Origin of the sequence: Streptomyces sp. NRRL S-244, assembly GCF_000717915.1 — a bacterium.
In the GTDB taxonomy this organism is placed as follows: Bacteria; Actinomycetota; Actinomycetes; order Streptomycetales; family Streptomycetaceae; genus Streptomyces.
Genome location: NZ_JOCX01000002.1, coordinates 275,717 through 295,790 on the forward strand (window position 1 = coordinate 275,717; position 20,074 = coordinate 295,790).

A 20,074-nucleotide genomic window follows, 5' to 3' on the forward strand; every position below is an offset into this window, starting at 1 on the left:
AGCGAGGAGTACCCCATGAACATCGGCATCCTGGGCGCGGGCAACATCGGCCGCCCGCTCGGCCGGCACTGGGTGGCGGCCGGGCACCGCGTGACGTTCGGCTCCCGGGATCCGGGCCGGCTCGCCTCCTTCGTCGCACCGCTGGGCGAGCGGGCGCGGGCCGCGACGTACGCCGAGGCGGTCCGGGCGAACGACGTCGTCCTGCTGTCCGTCCCGCACCCGGCCCTCGACGGCCTCCTGGAGCAGCTGGCGGGCCCGTTGGCCGGAAAGACCGTGATCGACGCCACCAGCCCGATCGGCGTCTCGGAAGACGGACTGTTCATCTCGGTGCTCGGACCGGGCGCCACCCGGGGGAGCCGGACCGCCGAGCGGCTGCCCGACAGCCCGCTCGCCCGCGCGTTCTGCCACTTCCCGGACGAGCTGCTGTGGTCGCGCGGCACCGGGCAGCGGCACTTCTGGGGCATGGGCACCGCTTCCGACGACCCCGCGGCCCGGGAGGTCACCGAGACCCTGGTGCACGACGCCGGTTTCGTACCGGTCCATGTCGGCGGGCTGGGGGAGTCGGCCGCCCTGGATCCCGGCGGCGCGCTCTTCGGCCTCGCCTCCACGGCCGCGGGCCTGCGCGCCGCGGCCGGCCTCTGACGTACGACGGGGACCGCCTGCCCCCTCCGGCCGGAGCCGGACGGGGCAGGCGGTCCCGTTTCCCACGTGCCTGTCCTGCGTACCCGTTCTACGGACCCGCGCTCATGCGGTGGGGGAGGAGCCGACCCGCTCGCCCGCTCCCCGGCCCGCGAGGGGCCGGGGCTCGGCGGCGGGAAGGGCGGCCGCCACGAGCTTCTTCTTCGGGTTCGACCAGCGCCGCGTGATCGGCCGCTCGACCAGGGTGTACAGCGCCCACGAGGCCAGGATCGCGACGCCCAAGGCCAGCGCCATCAGCCCGACGGCCGCCGGGTTCGCGTACGAGTGGCTGCCGAGCAGCTTCCACACCGCGACCATCACCGTGTAGTGCACGAGGTAGAAGGCGAACGAGATGTCGCCGAGCCAGACCATCGCGCGGTTGCGGAAGAGCGTGAACCTGCCCTCGTCGTCCGCGATGGCGCCGGCCGCGATGAGGAGGGCGGCGGGGACGACGCAGACCGCGCGCGTCGCGTAGATGGGCGGAACGAAGTAGCCCAGGGCGAAGGCGGCGGCGAGCAGGACGCCGGACCAGACCATGCCGATGTTGCGCCAGCGTCCCGCCATCACGGAACGGGCCACGAGGATGCCGAGGGCGAAGTCCAGTACCCGGGGCAGCGGCAGGATGTAGGAGAAGAAGTACTGGTTGATCGAGGTGTCGGGCTCGGTGGGCATCATCGCCCCGGCCGGGACCAGCAGCGTGGAGAGCAGCGGCGTCGCGATGATGCCGGCGACGACGCCCACGACCCAGAGGTTCAGCCGGCGGGCCGGGATCTTCTTGATCCAGTGGAGCAGGACGGGGAAGAGGAGGTAGAAGACGGCCTCGACGCCCAGGGACCAACCGGCCGGGTTCACCCCGAAGTTGATCGCGAAGTCCGGGTACCAGACCTGGACCATGAAGAGGTTGAGCACGCCGATCGTCATGTCCGTGATGGGCGCCGCGAACACCAGCATGGCCAGCGCCCAGACGACCACGTAGTTCGGGACGATCTTGAGGAAGCGGCGCCGCCAGAAGCGCGGCGCGGTATCGGTGTCCCGGGCCGACCAGGTCAGTACGAAGCCACTGAGCACGAAGAAGAACGTGACGCCGAGGGCGCCGGCGTGGGCCACGGCGTCGTAGTACGTCGTGACGGCCGAGCTGCTGCTCAGCCAGGGGACGCCCAGGAAGCCCAGGAGTGCCGCGTGGTACAGGAACACCACGAAGGCGGCGGGAAAGCGCAACCCGGTCAGCGTGTCGAGGCGGGTCACCCGGGTACGCATTCTGTCCGTCGACACGATGCTGCTCCTTCAGAAGAGGAATGCTGGGAAAGACGCCAGGAAAGCTACCCGAGACACGGCTGAATTGCCGGGGCGTACTTATCCGGTTGGTGCCACCACCAGGAGCCGGAGGCACTTCCTCCGTAGGCGTGGGCACGGGAAAATTCACCTGCGGACGTTTCCGCCTTTCGAAATCCGAGCGTCACCTGGCGCTATTTCTCGCTTCGCGCATATTCCTCGACCCGGGAGCAACCATGTCCACCAGCGTGACCAGTCAGAGCAGCACGACGCCCCCGGAGACGGAAGTCCCGACCCCCGCGGCCGCGCCACCGGGCTCGCCCTGGCGGTCCTGGCTGGCCGTGGTCGGACTGGCCCTCGGCGTCTTCTCGTTCGTCACCACGGAGACCCTGCCCATCGGCCTGCTCCCCTCCATCGCGGAGGGCACGAAGGTCTCCCTCGGCTCGGCCGGCTTCCTCGTCACCGGCTTCGCGGTGCTCGCCGCGGTGACCGCCGCACCTCTGACGGCGCTCACCGGCCGCGTGGACCGCAAGTGGCTGCTCGTCGGCCTGATGGTCCTCTACGTCGCCGGCAACTTCATGGCCGCCGCCGTCTCCGGCTACGCGCTGCTCCTGACCGCCCGCCTCATCGTGGCCCTGGCGCACGGGGTGTTCTGGTCCATCGCCGTGTCGATCGCCGTACGGCTGGTCCCCGAGCGGCACGCGGTCCGCGCGACCTCGGTGGTCCTCGGCGGCATCTCCCTCGCCTCCGTCGCGGGCACCCCGCTCGGCACCGCCGTCGGCCAGTCCGCCGGCTGGCACGCGGCCTTCGTCTGCGTCGGCTTCCTCGGCTTCCTCGTCCTGGCGGCGAGCCTGCTGTTCATGCCCGCCCTGCCCGCCAAGGGCAGCGGCAGCCTGGCCGCGCTCCTGCACGTACTGCGCCACCGCGCGCTGCGCGTCGCGGTCGGCGTCACCGCGCTGATCATGAGCGGCCACTTCCTCGCCTTCACGTACGTGGCCCCCTTCCTGCAGGAGGTGACCGGCGTCCGGGCGTCCCTCGTCGGCGCGCTGCTCCTGGTCTTCGGCGCGGCCGGACTGGCGGGGAACTTCGCCGCGGGCGCCGTCGTCGGCCGGGCCCTGCGGACGAGCATCATCGCCTGCACCGGACTGCTGGCCGTCGTCATGGGGGTGATGTACGCGGGCGGAGCGAGCGGCCCGCTCGTCATCACGATGCTGGTGTGCTGGGGCGTGCTCTACGCGGCGCTCCCGGTCGCCCTGCAGACCTGGGTCATGCGGCTCGTCCCCGAGGAGAGCGAGGCCGCCTCGTCGCTGTACGTCGCCGCCTTCAACGGGGCCATCGGTGTGGGTTCGTTCATCGGCGGCCTGATCATCGACTCCAACGGCCCGCGCCTGGCGATGGCCGTGGCCGGCGCCTTCGCGCTCGCCGCGATGGTGATGACCGCTGCTTTCGGCCGGACCGGGGGAGAGGCCCCGCAGTCCGTACGTTCCTGATCACGACGCGTTCACGTATCCCGACCAGGCTCGTGTGACGGGCCCCTTGGGGGCGACGTGAGGAATTCATGGTGGCCGTATGGCACACGACCTGTCGTGGGGCTCGGGCGCGCGGCCATACTCGTGAAAACCTCCGCCCGGCTAGAGAGGTGCAACATGCGGTATACGACCGGGGGTGTCCAGACCTTCCATCTCTGGTCGCTGTCCGAGGACGTGATCGTCGATCAGGGGGCCGGCGGCGACGTACTCCTGCTCACCAGCCGCTGGGGCCAGGACCGGCTCGACCGGCCCAGCCCGGCGGTGCGCGAGGTACTGCGGAGGATGGAGCTCGGGCCGGTCCTGCTGGCCAATGCCCTGAGCGAGCCCGAGGACCAGTGCCCGTTCACCCTGCCGGCGCTCAGCAAGCTGTCACACCTCGTGGTGCGCACGCTCGGCGTGGACGACCTGAAAGGGCCGCTGCTGTCCGTGGTCCCGCTGTCGTCGGCGGCTTCGTTCGTCCTGATCCGGCCTGCCGGTGAGCGCCGCGTATGCCTGCCCCGGCACGTGGCCTTCACCGTGCCGGAGTCGGGCACCGGATGCGTCCTGGAGTCCGAGCGCTCCCCCCACCGCGTCGTCCTGCACCGGCAGGAGGCGGCGTGGGTGGCGATGACCCTCGCGTGGCCGACCACGCTCACCGCGGTCTCGGCCGCGCTGCCGCTGCCCCCGCAGGTGACCGAGGACATCGTCGGCTACCTGGCGGCCGCCGGGCTGGTGATGTCCGTGGACGAGCCCGCGTAGCGGCTTGGTGGCTTGGCGGCTCTGCGGCTTGGCGGCTCGGCGACTCAAGGGACGCTTGGGTTCCGGCCGAGTTCCCGTCCAGGTGGTTTCAAGCCACTTCGTCGATAGTGCGGCGCATACAGCGGGAAAGTCCCGTAACTGACTCGACGGAGTGGCCATCATGCTGGACACGGATACCTTCCGTAAGGTTTTCGGTTCCTTTCCGACCCCCGTGGCGATCGTCACCGCACTCGGCGAGGACGGCGAACCGACCGGCTTCACCTGCAACGCGTTCTCCGCCGTCTCGGCGGCGCCGCCCCTGCTCCTGCTGTGCGTGGGCAAGGGATCCCGGACCTTGCCCGCGATCCTGGCCTCCGGGGTGTTCGCGATGAACTTCGTGGCGCACCGGGGCCGGGACAAGGCCCTGACCTTCGCCGGGAAGACGGCGCGCAAGTTCGACGCGGTGGCCTGGCGCGGCGGGCTGGCGGGCGTTCCCGTACTCACCGAGGACGCGGTGGCCTACGCGGGCTGCACGCTCGTGGAGACGGTGGAGGCGGGCGACCACCTGCTGCTCATCGGGCGGATCGACGAGAGCGAGACCTTCCCTGGCGCGGCCGCCCTCTACCAGCAGGGCGAGTTCGGCCGGTGGGAGCCGGACCGCCGGCTGGCCGTCCAGTACTGATGACGCAACGACGAAGCTCCTGGCGGACACGGTGTCTGCCAGGAGCTCCGTCGTGCGTACGGCGCGACCGCGCCCCCCATCGCCTAGGCGGAGAGTGCATGCAGGGTGGAGGAAGGGGCCTGCAGGCCGGTGTCGTTGGCCAGGATGGCCTCATGCAGCCGCTGGAGCCGCGGCGACGGTTCGACACCCAGCTCGTTGATGAGCGCGTGGCGCAGCGCCTGGAACGCGTCGAGCGCACGCCAGGGGTGCCCGGCCCGGTACAGGGCGGTCATCAGCTGGGCGGACAGGGTCTCGTGCAGGGGCTGCCGGCTCACGAGCATGCGCAGCTCGCCGATGATCTCCGCGTGCCGGCCGAGGCTGAGGTCGGCTTCGAGGCGCATCTCCAGCGCCCAGTCGCGTTCCTCCTGCATGCCGATGACCTCCGTACTGAGGACCTCCCCGATCGGGACGTCGGTGAGGGCCGGGCCGCGCCACAGGTCCAGGGCGCGGCCGAGCTGCTCGGAGGCCGTCCTGGGGTCGTTCTCGGCCATCGTCCGGCCGCCGGTGCGCACCAGCTGCTGGAAGGTCAGCAGGTCGAGGGAGAACTCCTCGGGAGCCAGCCGGTAACCCCCGTAACAGGTCGCCAGTACGTCCTTGGCGCTACGGCCGGATTGCTGCTGCACGCCGGCCTGCGTGAGTTTGCGGCGCAATTGGAGGATGTAGGTCTGGAGCGTGGTGGCGGCACTGCGGGGAATGGCATCGCCCCACAATTCGGCCATCAGCGTTTCCACTTGTACGACACGTCCCTCGCGGATGGCGAGCAGCGCGAGGATCTGGCGCGGTTTTCCGGCGGTCGGTGCGATGGACATGCCGTTCATACGGGCTTCGAGCGGTCCGAGAACTCCGAATTCCATGGACTCAGCATCGCAGCCGACTTGAGCGGGCGACCAGTGACGAGTGCACGGACGGACATGAAGTTCTCATATGCGTCCGCCCGCCTGCGCAGGAGCAGGCGGGCGGACGGGAACTCGGGGGCGCAGGCTCAGCCGTTGACGAAGGTGAGCCCGGTCGCGTCGTAGCGGGTGCCCGCGATCTCCCCGGGCGGGGCCGCGGCCTCGATCGCGGCGAGGTCCTCGGGCGACAGCTCGACGGCCAGGGCCGCGAGGTTCTCCTCCAGGTAGCGCTGGCGCCGGGTACCGGGGATCGGCACCACGTCCTCGCCCCGGTGCTGCACCCAGGCGAGCGCGAGCTGGCCGGCCGTGACCCCCTTCGCCGCGGCGAGCTCGTCCAGCTTCGCGACGATCGCCAGGTTCCGCTCGCGGTTGCCGTCGGCGAAGCGCGGGTGCCCGCGCCGTACGTCGCTCTCCGCCAGCTTCTCCACCGAGCCGTACCGGCCGGTCAGGAAGCCCCGCCCGAGCGGTGCGTACGGGACCACGCCCACGCCGAGCTCGCGGCACACCGGGACGATCTCCGCCTCCAGGTCGCGGGACCACAGCGACCACTCGCTCTGCAGCGCGGCGATCGGGTGCACCGCGTGCGCCCGCCGGATGGTCTGCGCACCGGCCTCGGACAGGCCGAGGTGGCGTACCTTCCCGGCCCGCACCAGCTCGGCCATGGCGCCGACGGTCTCCTCGATCGGGACCTGCGGATCGACCCGGTGCTGGTAGAAGAGGTCGATGTGGTCGACACCGAGCCGGCGCAGCGACGCCTCGCAGGCCTGCCGTACGTACGCGGCGTCGCCCCGTACGAGGGTGGGCTCGCCCAGCCGGTTGGCGAAGCCGAACTTCGTGGCCAGCACGACCCGGTCGCGGCGCCCGGCGACGGCCCGGCCGATCAGCTCCTCGTTGTGCCCGCTGCCGTAGAAGTCGGCGGTGTCCAGCAGGGTCACCCCGAGGTCGAGGGCGCGGTGCAGGGTCGCGACCGACTCCGCGTCGTCGGTGGCGCCGTAGCCGTGGCTCATGCCCATGCAGCCCAGGCCCTGCGCGGAAACCGCCAGTTCGCCGAGGTGTCGGGTGGGGACGTCGGTCATGCTGCCTCCAGGGCAAAGGGACGGGACGCGAAAAGGACAGCGGCCGGATCGAAGGTCAGGGCGATGTGCGTGGCGATGGAATTGACGTCCCGCCAGGCCCGCTCCAGCGGACTCCCGGTGCTCTGCCCGGACGTACCGGAAGCGGAGAACATCCGATTGACGGCGCTGACGAGGAGCTCGGTGGACAGCGCGTAGTCGCGCACGTTGCGGGCGATCTCCTCTTCGGAGATCCGGGGGCCCCGGTCGGCGACGGACGCGGCCCGCTCCAGCAGCAGCATCGCGGCGTCGATCTCACCGGAGCTGCGGGTCAGGACGGCTTCGTACGTACTGAGGGCCGGCCCGGGACCCCCCACCCGCCCGCCGCCGCGCGCGAGCCGCTGGGCGGTGTCGGAGGTCCACAGCTTGAGCGCGCCGCGCGCGGCACCGAGGGCCGCGGGCGCACACGACAGCCCGTTCACGGCCTGGATCGGCACGGTGTGGCCGTCGGACAGCCGCTGCCGGTCCGCGCTCCGCGACTCGGGGACGAACACGTCATCGACGATGACCGTATTGCTCCCGGTACCCCGCATCCCGGACCCGGTCCAGGTGTCCTTGACGGCATAAGCCCCCCGAGGCAAGGCGAACAACCGCGCGCCCCCGCCCCCGGGCAGGACGGCGCACACCACGACCCAGTCGGAATAGTCGACGCCACTGATGTAGGCCCAGCTCCCGGACACCCGCCACCCGCCCGGGGCCGGCACGGCCTTGCCCACGGGCGAAAGCGACCCGACGACGAAAACATCGGCCCCGCCGCCCCAGACGTCAGCCTGCCCCTCCTCCGGCAGACAGGTGGCCACCCGAGCCAGACTGGCCGCGACGGAAGCACACCAAGCGGTGGCCGCACACCCCTCGGCGACGGTGGCAACGGCCCGGGCGAACTCACTGAAACCGCCCTCGACCCCACCGAGCCGTACGGGCACGAAATGCCGGGCGAACCCGCTCTCCAGCATCAGAGCCACCACATCGGGAGTGAGCCGCCGCTGCTCCTCCGCATCGGCAGCCCGCCGCCGCCCCAACTCGCCCAACCCCCCGGCCCGCTCAACAAGCCCGGTCCCCGTAACCATCCTGCCTCCTCAAAAGACACCGATGAGCGGCCGGACCATCCCACACCCCCCTCAACCCCCACTCGCACCCCCCTCGAGCCAGGTCAGACCCAACTGCGTGGAGGTGCCGCTGATTCGGTATACAAATCAGCCTTGCGGCTGATTTGTATCTCTATCTGCGATGGCGAGTTCTCGTCACACTCTGGTGGGAGTGAGCGAGATATCCATTGGCTGGTGCTGAGTGCGCTGGGGGAAGCCGTTGGCATACGTTCCGATACTCAAGGGCAAGGCGGGGGAGTTCTCGGCGCTTGAGCACGTCACGCCGGCGGTTCGCTCGTGCATCCGCCCCGTCATGGAGCTGGTCCCTGACCCGGACGTGCGGGATGTGCTCGAGACCTTCTGCGACCGTGCGATGGACGCCGTGCCGAAGGGTGCCGTCCTGACTGTGGACTGCGGCGCCCTGCCAACGGCACGAGTCCTTGAGGGTGACGCCGGTGGCCCCATGGCCCGTCTCAGCGAGTCTCTCGCCCTCCGAGGCGTGGCCATGTGCCCGGTCATCCGGTACACGGACTCGCGAGACGTCCTGGCGGAGGCCTCACAGGCGATCGCTCTGCACCAGAGTGGTGTCTGCCTGCGTGTGTCCGTTGCCGCCGGCATGCCGGAGCGTCTTCCCGGCCACGGACAGATCCGGGGGCTGCTCAAGGTTCTTCAACTGGATCCGGAAGAGGTCGACCTGCTCATTGATGCCGGGCCGGTGGATTCCAGCATCGTGAGAGACCGATTGGCCGACCGCGCTCTGGCCGCGCTCACGACGCTCTCTCCGTGGCGTTGGCGGCGTGAGTGTGTTGCCGCCGGAGCGTTTCCCGCCAACCTGACCGGGTTTCCGAGGGGGCGGTCGACGACGGTAGCTCGGCGTGATGCGGAGCTCTGGCGGCGAGTCTTGAGCGGATGCCGCGGGAGGTTGCCGGACTTCGGTGACTTCGGTGTGACCCATCCACGGATGCCGACGCATTCTCGTGGGACGCCTGATCCCAACATGCGATACACGACGCCAGATGCCTGGCAGGTCTTCGTCTATCCGCGAGTCCGCTCCGGAAACGATGACTTTTTCACCCTGAGTGCCGACCTGGTCGCGTCTCCGTACTGGCCCGCGACAGGGGCGCGAACGTCATGGGGTGACGCACGTCTGAACGAGTGCGCGATGCGACAGAGGCCTAAAGCCGGCGGTGGAACGGAATGGCGGGCGTGGGCAACCTCGCATCACCTGGCGGTGGTTACGTCCGACCTCCATGCGTTGGGGCACCCAGGTCCGTGACAGCGGTCCCCCGTGGCGGGGGACCGCCTTCCCGAAGCAGTGGGGCATCAACTGCGGGCGTCAGGACACGTCGGCGCGTACCGCCTTGCCAATCAAACCGTCCGTGTACGTCACCGTCTTCGCGGTGAACTTACCCTTGCCGGTGATCGCACCGGTCACGTTCTCGCCCGGGGCCAGCTCCACCGTGGCGATCTGGTCCTCGTCGGCACCGAGTTCAGCCGTGTGCTTGGTGCCGTTCGTGTCGGTGATCGCAAAGTAGAGCGGGTTCACGTTGATCGGCTTGCCGCTGTTGTTCGTGACAGTGACGGACACGCTCGTGTAGTCGTCGCCTTGCGCGATGACGCTCTTGTTGAACTCCGCCTTCTTGGCAGCAACGTCGACAGCAGCCTTCTTCTCCGGCTCGGCGGAGGACGGCTTGGACTCGGAGGCCTTCGCCGGCGCGGACGCTGCGGCGGCCGGCGGCGTGGATTCCTTCGCCGTCTTGTCGCTGCTCTCACCGCCGAGGACAGCCCCGATGACGCCGAGGAGCACGACGACGCCCACGATGCCCAGACACGAGAACCCCACGATCTTCCCCGCGTTGGACTTCTTCGGCGGCGGGGGCGGGTATCCGTACCCGGGCTGCGGCTGGCCGGGCGGCGGGAACTGCTGAGACATGGAAACCCCCACAGTGACGGGTGCGAATCCGGTCACCGTATGGAGATATGTGCGCGCGGGTGCGGCAATGTCCAAACCGTAACAATCGAGAGTTCAACTACTCGCCGCCCGCCACACTGGAGCCTCCCGAAGGAGGGGACCGCCGCCTCTCACCCACGCCCTTGCAGCCCTGCTGGTTCAGGATCCGTGTCGTCAGCGAAAAGCCTGCCGGCTGCATCATGAGCGATCGCCGACGTGCGCCTACGGGAGGAACGATGGGGTGCGCACCGTGAGAGACAACGAGAAAGCCCCGGACTCAGTGGGACTGAGTTCGGGGCTTCTTCTTTGGCACTTCAGCTGGCCAGTCACACTTACACATTGCTAGCTGGAGTGCCCCCGGCAGGATTCGAACCTGCGCACACGGCTCCGGAGGGCATGTCTAGGGGATCGCTGAGGTGCCACCTGACCTGCGATTTCCTCGGAACCGGTTCCTCGGTAAACCGATCTCTATCGCATACCGTGCACAGGTCCCCGCAGGCACCCTTGTCAGACCCTCCACATACACTCCTTGGCCATGGCCAAGGGACTGATCTCGCGGGACGACATCCTCAAGACGCTGGAGGAGTACGACGCCTTGGGGCGCGACACCTTCCTCGACCGGTACGGCTACCGGGAGGCCAGCACCTACCTGCTGGTGCACGAGGGCAAGGACTACGACTCCAAGGCCATCGCCGGCGTGGCCCACAAGCACCAGCACGGCGAACCGCTCACTTGGCAGCAGTTCAACGGCGGCCTCGGCCAGGCGGTGGACTGGCTCAAGCGCGAGGGCTTCAAGGTCGTCGCCTCTCGCAACCCGAAGTGGACGAGGGACGAGCTGATCCTCGCCTGCGACCTGGTCGTACGGAACGGGTGGGAGGGCCTCGCCGCGGAAGACCCGCGCATCGCAGAACTCTCCGCCCTTCTGCAGGTCCTCGCCGCCTATCCCGAAGAAGAGCGAGCCGCCACCTACCGCAACTGCAACGGAGCGGCCCGGAAAACCTACGACATCGCGACGCATCACCCCGACTACAGCGGGAAGCGCACCAACGGCGGTCGGCTGGACGTTGTTGTCCTTCAGGACTTCCTTGACCGGCCAGCCGCGATGGCCCAGGCAGCCCAGCTGCTCCGCGAAGGCCTGAAGGCAGGGACCCTTGAGACCGTCCTGGCCGAGGACGATGATGATGCCGAGGACGAAGCCAGCGCCCCTGAGGGGCGCGTGCTGTACCGACGACACCGCACCCGTGAGCGCAACAAGGGGCTTCGAAAGAAGAAGATCGCCGCGGTACTGAAAGCTGGCGGAAGCCTCTCCTGTGAGGCATGCGGCTTCGACTTTGCGCTGGTCTACGGCGAGCGCGGAGAGGGCTACATCGAGTGCCACCACGTAGTCCCGCTGCACGAGGCTGGCGAAGGGACCACGAAGCTCTCAGACCTGGCGCTCATCTGCTCGAACTGTCACCGCATGATTCACCGCAGCGCACCATGGCCCACGCCTGCCGAGCTGCGCGACCTAGTTCAACGACAGACGACGAGTGCGGGGGCCGTGATGCCTGGCCCGAGGCATGCGGACACGTCAGTCGCAGGCGCGCGGTAGGCCACGGCAGCGCTGCTGCACTGAGGCGGCCTTGTTGGTCATTGTTGGCAGCTCTAGGTCGCCGCTCGACGGTGAAGCCGCGGCCCAGGGGCGGATCCCGTTCGACATCCATCCTTGGGGCTGACACGTAGCGTGCTGACGTCGCCAGGGGTGTAGTCCATCGCCTCGTCGAGCAGGTCGAGTCGCTTGCGGTTGAGGGCAGTTAGCGGCGGGGGGGGGTCTGCTCGGGCGGGATCAGACGGACAAGTCAGGAGCTTTCAGGTATGTCATCCGCACTAACTCGGCAGCCACTCGACACGGGGAGTCCCCATCTCGGTGATACCCGACGGATCGCGACCGAGATAGCCCTACGCTGCTGTCTTCGACGGCTCGCCTGCTAGATGACGAGCGCTCCTCCTCTCCCGCATCCGAAAATATTGGGAAGGACTCTGGGATGCCAAGTTTCAAGGAATCGCTGCGCCGAGAAGCGAACGCGACTTTTCGCAGAGTTGTCAGTGAAGCCGTGGCGGCAGTGGATGATCTACCAGGCCTTGATGACACGCAGCGAAATGTCCTTCGCAGGAAAGTGCGGCGCTCCGTTAGTCGATCCCGCGGCGCAAATCGCTATCGTGTCCGCCTCTGGTATCCGGTCGTCAATTTTATCGTGGTTGCAAGCATGCTAGGACTCATCGCTGCAACTTCAGCATGGATGAAGCACTGGAACAGAGAGCCAGATGGGGGTGAAATTGGGATTGGCCTAGCCATCGGCTTCATCCTGCTCTCCGCCGTAGTTCTGGTGCCGAGTAAGACCAGTGGCCAAAATCGAAGAAATCGCCTCCTGAAGCAATTCTTTTTCTTGGCTTTTGTGGCCTACCCGTCCTCCATCTTGACATACGCTCTGACTCAGGACCCTTGGGTGTCCTACATCGCTGGAGCGGCGATCATTCCGATCTCGATCTTCATCTCTTCCCTTTTCGTCGTGACAATTATGGGTAAAGTGATGAGGCGGCGCCCGGTATCGGCCGATAGCGTATACGACCGCACAGCGCTTGCGATGCTTGAGACTGCGGCGCTGGTCTCGCGAAGTCGATCGGAGTGGCAGTCGAGTACGGTCTCACGTCGAGTAGTTGCGGCCATCGAGGACCTTGCGAGGACGTGCCAAGGTGGCCTATCTCTCCGCTCCCGGGTCGGGCGATGGCATGCCGACGTATTTTCTCGAACAGCTGTCGAGGCTTTGAGGGTTGCGCACGTAGTTAGAGAGCACAAGAAGCTGATCGTGTGTGCATCGAGTGCAGAAGACTTTGATAAAGTTGCCATCTCACTTAGTAGCGGACTCGATGCTCTGCTGGCCAATGACCGAAGCAAGCTTTTGGAACACGCCCCTGATGTCGTACTCAAGGAGCGTGTTAGAGTCGTTGTTCGGCATCTCATTCCGGTGGTGCTGCTGATTGCCGCAGCCGTCATCCTTCCAATGATTCCGCCGCTCTCCGGGCAAGATAAGGTTGCCGATAGCGTTCGACTCACGTTCATTGTGGCAGCGGTTTTGGCGCTAGTCGCTCCGCGGAGTGAATCCTCAACACGGATTCTGGACACACTCAGCAAGGCGACGTCCTCAAAATAACGCTCACCTGAGGTGAATCGTCGCGGGTGGGCCGCCAGGTCCCCGCTAGATGATAGCCCGCCCGCAATTTTTCTGGTTGAGTTGCTGTGCGAGTATAACTGCAGAGTTTTCTTTTGGGAGAGATGTGACCAGCACTCCGGGTGTTCTTGTCGGTGCGTCTATACCCAGTGTCAGTGATTCGGCTCTGGCTGAAGTGGTGGCCGAGATTAAATCTCTTGATGGTAAGGGGCGCAATTCGCTAAAGTCGCGTTTTGCGAGAGTGTTCCGTGACTCCATAGATGAGATTCTGGACGGGCGTCGTACTCGACGTTATAGGTTCAGTAAGGTGTCTCCTCCCGAGAAATCATATCTCGGCACCAAAGTAGAGATTCTGGTGCGTGACGAGTTCGGGTTCAGTGAGGGGGTTGATCTGGATTATCTGATCGCTGGCCACGAGGTCGATGCCAAATTTAGTTCAACCGGCGCTTGGATGATCGCACCCAAGAATATTGGTGAGATCTGTCTGGTAATGAGGGCCTCTGAGGAGACGGCGAAATTCAGCGTCGGGGTGGTGCGGGCCACGCCTGATTTGCTGCGCCCAGCGAAGAACCGGGATAGTAAGAGAGTTATTCACGCTGAGGGGCAGAAGGAAATCGTCTGGTTGGTGAAGGAGGCTCAGTATGCGGAGAATCAGCTAATGGAGCTGGACCGTCGAGACAGCAAAGCCGTTGCGTCTGTCTTTGCTCTGGGATCGGGCCAGGCTCGAATTAATGAGCTATTCCGGCTTTTTCCGCTTACTGTGATGAATGGGACAACCGTGCAGACGGTTGCCTCGCAGTTGGATAGCTCTAAGCGCGTCCGTGAGGCTCGGGATGATCTCCGGGACAAGGGGGTGGTGATTCTTGGAGCCGACGAGCACTACCAACTTGTTGCGGCTGCTCTGGGCCTTCGCCCTATCGCCAAGGGGACCTGGATCGGTGTGCCGCTCGCAGCGAAGACGCCGGGCCGTCTGGCCTTCGAGGTGGATGGGATCCACTACTGCGTCGCTGGTCCTGGCGAGGCTCGGGTAAAGGCCCCGGTTATTCTGAAGGGTTGGCGACCTTCATCCGTGTCATGATTTCCGGCGCCACCGGGGGGCGGCGGCGACCTGTGAGGGATCCTGGCTTCCCGAGGCGGTGGGAAGCTTGATGGGGCGCGCCTGGCAGCTGAACGACCAACGCGTGTCTGACCCCAGTCCGCGCGGGACTCGGGGTGCCTACCGTTGGGCTCCGACGGGGACGCTGGGGCCTCGGCGAGAAGCGCTCAGCGTGCGAAGCTGGGGTGGTTAACGACTGCCGCCCAGGCTCAGGAAGAGGAGGCTGCGTGCCGCAGGCCAGTCCGCGAGGAACGTATTTGCTCATCGCGGAGTCGCTCCGCGTGAGAATCGCTGAGGGGCGCTACGCGGACGGTCTGCCGTCCGAGGCGGAGATCGGGCGCGAGTTCGGAGTGGCCCGTACGACCGTGCGCCGAGCCCTGCGAGCGCTGGAAGAATCTGGGGAGGTTGCCACCGTTGCTGGGGTCGGCCGGCTGGTGCCTGGAGGTGCCCAGCAGGCGCCCTACGAGCGGATCATGGCGGACCTGTTGAGGCAGATCCGTGAAGGTGCTCTCCCCGCCGGCGCCCGCCTGCCCAGTGAGGCTGTGATGGCCGAGGCCTACGGCGTTGCTCGCGGCACGGTGCGCCGTGCCGTTCGGGAGCTGGAGACGGCCGGGCACATTAGGGCCCAGCACGGGGTAGGAAGATTCGTCAGCAGCGCTACCTGAATCCCGACGCTCTCGGAGGCGTATCCATGCAATTGGCCAAGTGGGCCCATGACCTCGCGGAATCGCTGCTCGCTGAGAGCCTGCCGAAGCGGTGGGCTCACTCGCAGCGCGTCTATTCGCAGGCTCTGACCCTGGCTCCGGCGCTGGGGGACGACGCCGAGCTGTTGGCAGCAGCAGCGATTGCACATGACGTCGGCTACGCCCAATCCGCCGTCGACACCAAGCAGCACATGATCGACGGGGCCCGATACCTGCGTGACGTGGTCGGAGCAGATCCGAGGCTGTGTAGCCTCGTCGCGTTTCATACGTCGTCGCCATGGGAGGCGTCCGAGCTGGGGTTGGCTGAAGCCCTGGCCGAGTTCGGCCCCGCGGAGCCCGACCTGGTGGACGCCATCACATTCTGCGACCTCACAAGCAGCCCGACCGGCGCGCTGGTCGATCCCGGCGAGCGGTTGGCAGAAGTGTTGGAGCGGTACGGCCCCGAACACGTCGTCTACCGAGCCGTCTCCGCGGCCCGTCCCGAGTTGCTGGCCATGGTGGACCGGGTAAGGCAGCGCCGGGCCGAGGCGGATGGGTGGGCTCTCAGCTGATCCGGGGGACCGGTGACTCTCGGAAGCCCTCTTCGAGACGCCGGCGCGTAGTCGGCGACATGTCGAGCGAGACCACTTCGGACCGTGGAACCCATCGGACCTCGAAGGATTCGGAACTTACCTTGATCCCGCCGCCGACCGGTCGGGCGCGGAAGCAGAGCGAGAACTCCTGGCGAACCTCGCCGTCCGCGAACGCGATGACGTGGCCGGGGTCGGTGAAAATGCCCACCAGTCCGATCACCTCAACGGTGATGCCGGTCTCTTCCCGGACTTCTCGGACCACCGTTCCGGCGATGTTCTCGCCGATCTCCTGTACGCCTCCCGGCATTCCCCAACGCCCGTTGTCCGACCGGCGTTCCATCAGGACGGCGCCCTCGTCGTTGACGACGAAGGCCGTGACCGCGGGCACGATGCTGTTTGCCTTCGGCGCGGCAGGGTCGTTGAAGTAGTCGGTGCGGCGGCTCATAGTCACCTTTCGAGGGGAACGGCTTCGCTCCAGACCTTCTCGAAGCTCAGCTGATATGTCGAGACCAGTTCGGCGCCCGCTACTCGGCGCAGGTGGAGGACTGGGGTCAGTGGCGCGCTTACCCCGTACACCTGCGTATTCACTAGCCACTCGTCATCCGAGCGGTACAGCGAGTTGTGCAAGGTCGACCTGTGCTGACGAAACTCGATCCCCGGCACTGAGTAGAGCGGGCGGTACAGCTTCATGACCTCCCGGACTTTGTAGGCAACCCCCTCTCCGATCTCCTCTTCCTCGCCGCGGCGCTGGATCTCCGGACTTTCAGGGTCTCCGAGCAAGATACGTGCCCGGACTCCCTCGGCTGCTTTCAGCCTGAGGAGCTTTGCCCATCGCGGGTTCTCGGCGAGGAACACGCCTGCGTGCACCAGTACGCCGATTTCGCGCTCAGCCCTGCCGAACATCTGGAGCCATAGCTCGGCCGGCACGTAGGACCGGTGCGGGTACACCTTCAAGACCTCGGCGTCGGCAGCGTCCTTGCGCTGGGAGTCGGGTAGACCCTCCGGCCACAGGTACGACTCGTCCTCATGCAGCATCGCCGCGATGGCGAGGCGATGGCGGCGGTACGGCGCCCGCCCTTTCGTGATCCAGCGCTCCACGGTCTTGGGGTCCACCCCGACGTGCTCTGCCAGGGCTTCCACGTTGATGCCTTGCGTCAGCATTGCGGATCGCAGCCGCTCGTTAGCCATCCCACCCCCAGGGACGTCCAGGGACGTACTCGACCTGCGGAACGCTACCGAGGACGTCCCAAGTCGTCCAGGGACGTGGTGACTTCGTCCCGCCCGTCAGCGGCACTCTGATGACACATCACACGGAGCCCCGGTTGAGCGAGGAGCTTGACAAGCGCAATCAGGGCCGCCACTGTGAGAGACATGTTCAAGCATGTATCGCATGCTGGATCGGGGCCATTTCCACGCTCTGACCTGCATTGATACCTGCGACGAGCTGTGCCCGGAGGAAAGCCCCAGGGGGTGAGTACGAAGGCAGCGTCCGTTCCTTAAGAACTCAACAGCGTGTCAAGTGAGACGAGACGGGACGTGATCCCCGTCCCCATGGCGACGGGCAGTCGTCGGCGGCAACACCTTCTCTTGCGTGCTGGCTCTGGAGAACGCCCCGCTTCCAAGGGGGTGCCACCCGGTATGCGCCGCCCTGCTGGCGTCAGAGCAGTGACGATGACGCACCCGACTCTCAGGCTCGGGACCGGCACACCGCGGCAACGGTGCGCCGGCGAAGCCTCGCCCCTCCGTCCTGGAGGCTGCTGTGCTTCTTCCACATCTCGGGGCGCTGGCCGTACTGGACCGGTACGGCCAGCCACGCCCCCCGCGTCGCCGTACGACCGCCGCGCGAGACGGATCGGGCTCGACCCGGTACCCATCGTGCGGCCCTCACACCCTCCGCAGCGCTCACAGCGCTGCGGCCGGTTGCCTCCTCCGCCCGTCATGTACGGGCGGGGCGTGGGGAGCCGCGGAGCCCGGGCTTCACCCCTCCCGGGGCTGGTCGCCTCTCGCCAAAGACCGCGACCGCCTCGGAGTCCCTTCGACTTCAGGAGAACAGTGATGCGTACGTACATCGGCGGCCAGGAGGCCGTCAGCGTGGATGAGTTCATTGAACTGGCCCTGGGTACCCCGCTGGAGCTGTGGCTCGGGGAGGAGGGCGAGACCGAGGAGGAGCGTGCGGCCCGCCTGGACGCGGCCCGTGACATCCTCGCCGAGAACCCCGATCTGCCGGACGACGTGAGCCGGGTCGCCGCCCAGGTGATCGAGGCCAACGCCCCGGAGCTGTTCAACGTCATCCCCTTGACGCGGCGGCCTGCCGGCCGTCGTGCGGCCCGCAAGGGGGCTGCGGCATGAGCCACACCCTGACGGCCTTGTCCGCTGCGCTGCCGGTCGCGGCCGGATGGTCCGCCCACGGTTTCCGGCTGCGGCGCCGGATCGATGCCGCCCGCCGTGACCCGCTCACGGGCCTCTGGACCCGCGCCCCGTTCGAGGAGCGGGCGCGCAAGTCCCTGACTCGCGGTCGGCAGCGCGCCGTCTACGTCATGGATCTCAACTGGTTCAAGCAGATCAACGACCGGTTCGGGCACGCTGCGGGAGACGCCGTCATCCGGGCGACCGGCGAGCGCCTGGCCCGCTGGGCGGCCGATCACGCCGGGGTCGCTGGGCGGCTCGGTGGAGATGAGTTCGCCGCAGTGACTGACGTGTGCGGTGAAGCGGACACGGTGACTGACAACCTCAGCGCCAAGGTGCTGGATCTCCTTCACCGGCTCGAACAGCCGGTGGTCTTCGACGGTCGCCCCATTGGCGTACATGTCTCGGTCGGAGCGGTCCGCTACTGGCGCGACACCGCCGATCTGTCGGCCTTGCTCCGGCTGGCGGACGAACACATGTACATGGCCAAGCGGGAGGGTGGGGGCGCCAGCCTCGCCCCGCGGTTCCCGACCAAGCCGCAGAGCGAGACGGTTAACGGTCGCCGCGCCGGCCGTCGCGGCACCGCGACCACCGGGACGGAGACGGTCGCATGAACGGTGTTCAGATCCGTTCAGCAGAGCGCGCGCTGTCCGTCGGCACGTGGCTGATCGTGTCCGGGGCGATGCTGTATTCCGTCCTCACGGTCACTCCGCTGATGACCGCGCACACTTCGGCTGAGTGGCGCTGGACCGCCCCGATCCTGCCCCTGGTGGTAGACGCGGCGGTAGTGATCGTGGTCCGCCTCGACTCCGTTCTAGCCCGCCTCGGCGGGCACGGCGGACGGTGGCCGATCGCACTGCGCTGGATGACCGGCGGCATGACCCTGGCCCTTAACGTCGCGGACTCTGCCCTGCAAGGAGACCTGGTCGGGGTCGCGGTCCACTCCGTCGCCCCGCTCCTCCTCATCGTCACCGCTGAGACCGGACTCGCCTACCGGCGGGCCATCACCGCCGCCTTGAACGCGCTGAAGGCGGAGCAGCGGGCTGAGCAGGAAGCGCGTCAGCGGGCTGCCTTCGACCGTGAGGAGCGGGCGGAGCAGCGTGAGCGTGATCGGCGCGAGCACGAGGCAGGGTTGGCCCGTGAACAGCGAGACCACGAGGCCCGGTTGGCCCGTGAACGCGCTGAACACGACGAGCGCGCACGGCGCGAGGAACGCGAGCGTGAAGAGGCCCGCGAGGCCCGGGAGCGGGCCGAGCGTGAACGTGTCCAGCGTGAGCGTGAACACGAGCAGCAGCAGCGTGAACGCCGTGAACGCGAAGAGGCCCACCGGCGCGAGCAGCAGCAGCGCGAGCGGGCCGAGCGTGAACGTCGTGAACAGACCGAGCGGGCGGAACGGACGGAGCGTGAACGCGCCGCCCTGCTGGCCGCCGGCCCTGCCACCGAGAAGCTGCCGGAGGCCCGGGCCCGTCAGATCGTGCTTGCCGCCTACTCGGCAGAGCTGCCCGTGCGGGCTGCGGTCGAGCTGACCGGCTGGTCGCTCGGTTGGGTCTCCTCCCGCTACAGCGAACTGCGTCAGAGCCAGCCTGAGGCTGCGAGGGCCGCCTGATGTCGGCGCTGACGTTCGCCAAGTGCTTCGACCCGGACGGCGCCCGATTCGGGATCCCGACCTATCCGTGGCGCCTGGCCCCCGAGGGCCTGGCCACCCGTCGGCAGCTCCGCGCCGAGGGGTTACGCCCTGGTGGTCAGCCGGTCGCCGCGCAGCTGCTGCGGCCCCGGTTCCGCCGTGAGCCGCTGGTGGCCTACCTCTACCGCGTCGACCGGGCCAAGCCGGTCCGGCCGATGACCTCACGCAAGTGGGGCGCGCTCGCTCTGGCGATGCTCGCCCGCCGCACCTGCCCCGCCTGCCAGACCGACGCCGGATACGTCATCCCGGCCTCGCTCGGCATGTGCGTGACCTGCGCCTACCCCGATGAAGGTCACACAAGAGGTAGAAATCCTGCCCCTTAGCGACGGGGTAGGAACGCTACCCCTTGTTGCCCCATCCGGGGCTGACCATCGATCACACGGGCCCGGCCGCTCACCTCTCACAGCAGTCGGCCAGGCCCGCTATTCCCTCGCTCTGGAAGGAA

At 67.5% G+C, this 20,074-nt stretch carries 21 protein-coding genes; 14 read left to right on the forward strand and 7 right to left on the reverse strand.

Translation table 11 applies throughout. The features are described from left to right. Window positions 1–15: 15 nt before the first annotated feature. A complete protein-coding gene (locus IF02_RS0103560) occupies window positions 16–642 on the forward strand; it encodes an NADPH-dependent F420 reductase (protein WP_030153722.1) in 627 nt (208 codons plus the stop codon). A 102-nt stretch (window positions 643–744) separates the two neighbouring features. Here the strand turns inward: IF02_RS0103560 and IF02_RS0103565 are convergent, their stop codons facing one another. Beyond that, complete coding sequence (locus tag IF02_RS0103565) at window positions 745–1,950, reverse strand: acyltransferase family protein (RefSeq protein ID WP_234318074.1); 1,206 nt, start codon at window positions 1,948–1,950, stop codon at window positions 745–747. Window positions 1,951–2,186: 236 nt separating this feature from the next. On the opposite strand from IF02_RS0103565, the gene IF02_RS0103570 reads away from it, so the two are divergent. The 3 genes from IF02_RS0103570 (at window position 2,187) to IF02_RS0103580 (ending at window position 4,878) form a co-directional block, all read left to right on the forward strand. After that, a complete protein-coding gene (locus IF02_RS0103570; protein WP_051695608.1) occupies window positions 2,187–3,440 on the forward strand; it encodes an MFS transporter in 1,254 nt (417 codons plus the stop codon). Window positions 3,441–3,596: 156 nt separating this feature from the next. Beyond that, complete coding sequence (locus tag IF02_RS0103575) at window positions 3,597–4,217, forward strand: hypothetical protein (protein ID WP_030153725.1); 621 nt, start codon at window positions 3,597–3,599, stop codon at window positions 4,215–4,217. Between the two features lie 160 nt (window positions 4,218–4,377). After that, the gene (locus IF02_RS0103580) at window positions 4,378–4,878 is read left to right on the forward strand and encodes a flavin reductase family protein (protein ID WP_267880899.1); all 501 of its coding nucleotides are present in this window, start codon (window positions 4,378–4,380) and stop codon (window positions 4,876–4,878) included. Window positions 4,879–4,961: 83 nt separating this feature from the next. Here the strand turns inward: IF02_RS0103580 and IF02_RS0103585 are convergent, their stop codons facing one another. The 3 genes from IF02_RS0103585 to IF02_RS0103595 form a co-directional block, all read right to left on the reverse strand. Beyond that, window positions 4,962–5,771: an AfsR/SARP family transcriptional regulator gene (locus IF02_RS0103585; protein ID WP_030153728.1), complete on the reverse strand. Its 810-nt coding sequence runs from the start codon at window positions 5,769–5,771 to the stop codon at window positions 4,962–4,964. A gap of 128 nt (window positions 5,772–5,899) precedes the next feature. Then, window positions 5,900–6,886 (reverse strand): aldo/keto reductase, encoded by a 987-nt coding sequence (locus IF02_RS0103590; protein WP_030153729.1) that lies wholly within the window; start codon window positions 6,884–6,886, stop codon window positions 5,900–5,902. Then, on the reverse strand, window positions 6,883–7,989 hold the full coding sequence (locus IF02_RS0103595) for an acyl-CoA dehydrogenase family protein (protein WP_030153730.1): 1,107 nt from the start codon (window positions 7,987–7,989) through the stop codon (window positions 6,883–6,885). The genes IF02_RS0103590 and IF02_RS0103595 overlap by 4 nt, the downstream gene beginning before the upstream one ends. A gap of 220 nt (window positions 7,990–8,209) precedes the next feature. Here IF02_RS0103595 and IF02_RS0103600 point away from each other — a divergent pair, with 220 nt between their 5' ends. Further along, window positions 8,210–9,283, forward strand: coding sequence for a beta family protein (locus IF02_RS0103600; RefSeq protein WP_234318076.1), 1,074 nt, complete (start codon window positions 8,210–8,212; stop codon window positions 9,281–9,283). 60 nt (window positions 9,284–9,343) lie between these two features. On the opposite strand, the gene IF02_RS0103605 is transcribed toward IF02_RS0103600, so the two are convergent. After that, window positions 9,344–9,940: a DUF4352 domain-containing protein gene (locus IF02_RS0103605; RefSeq protein ID WP_051695615.1), complete on the reverse strand. Its 597-nt coding sequence runs from the start codon at window positions 9,938–9,940 to the stop codon at window positions 9,344–9,346. A gap of 553 nt (window positions 9,941–10,493) precedes the next feature. Here IF02_RS0103605 and IF02_RS0103610 point away from each other — a divergent pair. The 5 genes from IF02_RS0103610 (at window position 10,494) to IF02_RS0103625 (ending at window position 15,518) form a co-directional block, all read left to right on the forward strand. Then, window positions 10,494–11,549 carry an HNH endonuclease gene (locus IF02_RS0103610; RefSeq protein WP_030153734.1) on the forward strand — a complete coding sequence of 352 codons (1,056 nt, stop codon included), beginning with the start codon at window positions 10,494–10,496 and terminating at the stop codon, window positions 11,547–11,549. A 433-nt stretch (window positions 11,550–11,982) separates the two neighbouring features. Beyond that, window positions 11,983–13,149, forward strand: a complete 1,167-nt coding sequence (locus tag IF02_RS34695; protein ID WP_158708446.1) for a hypothetical protein — start codon at window positions 11,983–11,985, stop codon at window positions 13,147–13,149. Window positions 13,150–13,273: 124 nt separating this feature from the next. Beyond that, complete coding sequence (locus IF02_RS33460; RefSeq protein WP_158708447.1) at window positions 13,274–14,245, forward strand: NaeI family type II restriction endonuclease; 972 nt, start codon at window positions 13,274–13,276, stop codon at window positions 14,243–14,245. A gap of 245 nt (window positions 14,246–14,490) precedes the next feature. Next, window positions 14,491–14,928, forward strand: coding sequence for a GntR family transcriptional regulator (locus tag IF02_RS36175; protein WP_030153735.1), 438 nt, complete (start codon window positions 14,491–14,493; stop codon window positions 14,926–14,928). Window positions 14,929–14,954: 26 nt separating this feature from the next. Beyond that, window positions 14,955–15,518: an HD domain-containing protein gene (locus tag IF02_RS0103625; protein WP_037835415.1), complete on the forward strand. Its 564-nt coding sequence runs from the start codon at window positions 14,955–14,957 to the stop codon at window positions 15,516–15,518. Here the strand turns inward: IF02_RS0103625 and IF02_RS0103630 are convergent. Beyond that, on the reverse strand, window positions 15,511–15,984 hold the full coding sequence (locus tag IF02_RS0103630) for an NUDIX domain-containing protein (protein ID WP_030153738.1): 474 nt from the start codon (window positions 15,982–15,984) through the stop codon (window positions 15,511–15,513). The two genes, IF02_RS0103625 and IF02_RS0103630, sit on opposite strands and share 8 nt — an antisense overlap. 2 nt (window positions 15,985–15,986) lie before the next feature. Then, a complete protein-coding gene (locus IF02_RS0103635) occupies window positions 15,987–16,727 on the reverse strand; it encodes a helix-turn-helix domain-containing protein (RefSeq protein ID WP_030153739.1) in 741 nt (246 codons plus the stop codon). 867 nt (window positions 16,728–17,594) lie between these two features. Between IF02_RS0103635 and IF02_RS0103640 the strand changes: the two genes are divergently transcribed. The 4 genes from IF02_RS0103640 to IF02_RS0103655 are packed head-to-tail and all read left to right on the forward strand — an operon-like array spanning window position 17,595 to window position 19,952. After that, window positions 17,595–17,888 (forward strand): hypothetical protein, encoded by a 294-nt coding sequence (locus IF02_RS0103640; RefSeq protein ID WP_030153740.1) that lies wholly within the window; start codon window positions 17,595–17,597, stop codon window positions 17,886–17,888. Next, window positions 17,885–18,559: a GGDEF domain-containing protein gene (locus IF02_RS0103645; protein ID WP_030153741.1), complete on the forward strand. Its 675-nt coding sequence runs from the start codon at window positions 17,885–17,887 to the stop codon at window positions 18,557–18,559. The genes IF02_RS0103640 and IF02_RS0103645 overlap by 4 nt, the downstream gene beginning before the upstream one ends. Next, the gene (locus tag IF02_RS0103650; protein ID WP_030153742.1) at window positions 18,556–19,551 is read left to right on the forward strand and encodes a hypothetical protein; all 996 of its coding nucleotides are present in this window, start codon (window positions 18,556–18,558) and stop codon (window positions 19,549–19,551) included. Before IF02_RS0103645 ends, IF02_RS0103650 begins: the two co-directional genes overlap by 4 nt. Next, window positions 19,551–19,952 carry an RRQRL motif-containing zinc-binding protein gene (locus tag IF02_RS0103655; RefSeq protein ID WP_030153744.1) on the forward strand — a complete coding sequence of 134 codons (402 nt, stop codon included), beginning with the start codon at window positions 19,551–19,553 and terminating at the stop codon, window positions 19,950–19,952. Before IF02_RS0103650 ends, IF02_RS0103655 begins: the two co-directional genes overlap by 1 nt. The last annotated feature ends 122 nt before the right edge of the window (window positions 19,953–20,074 follow it).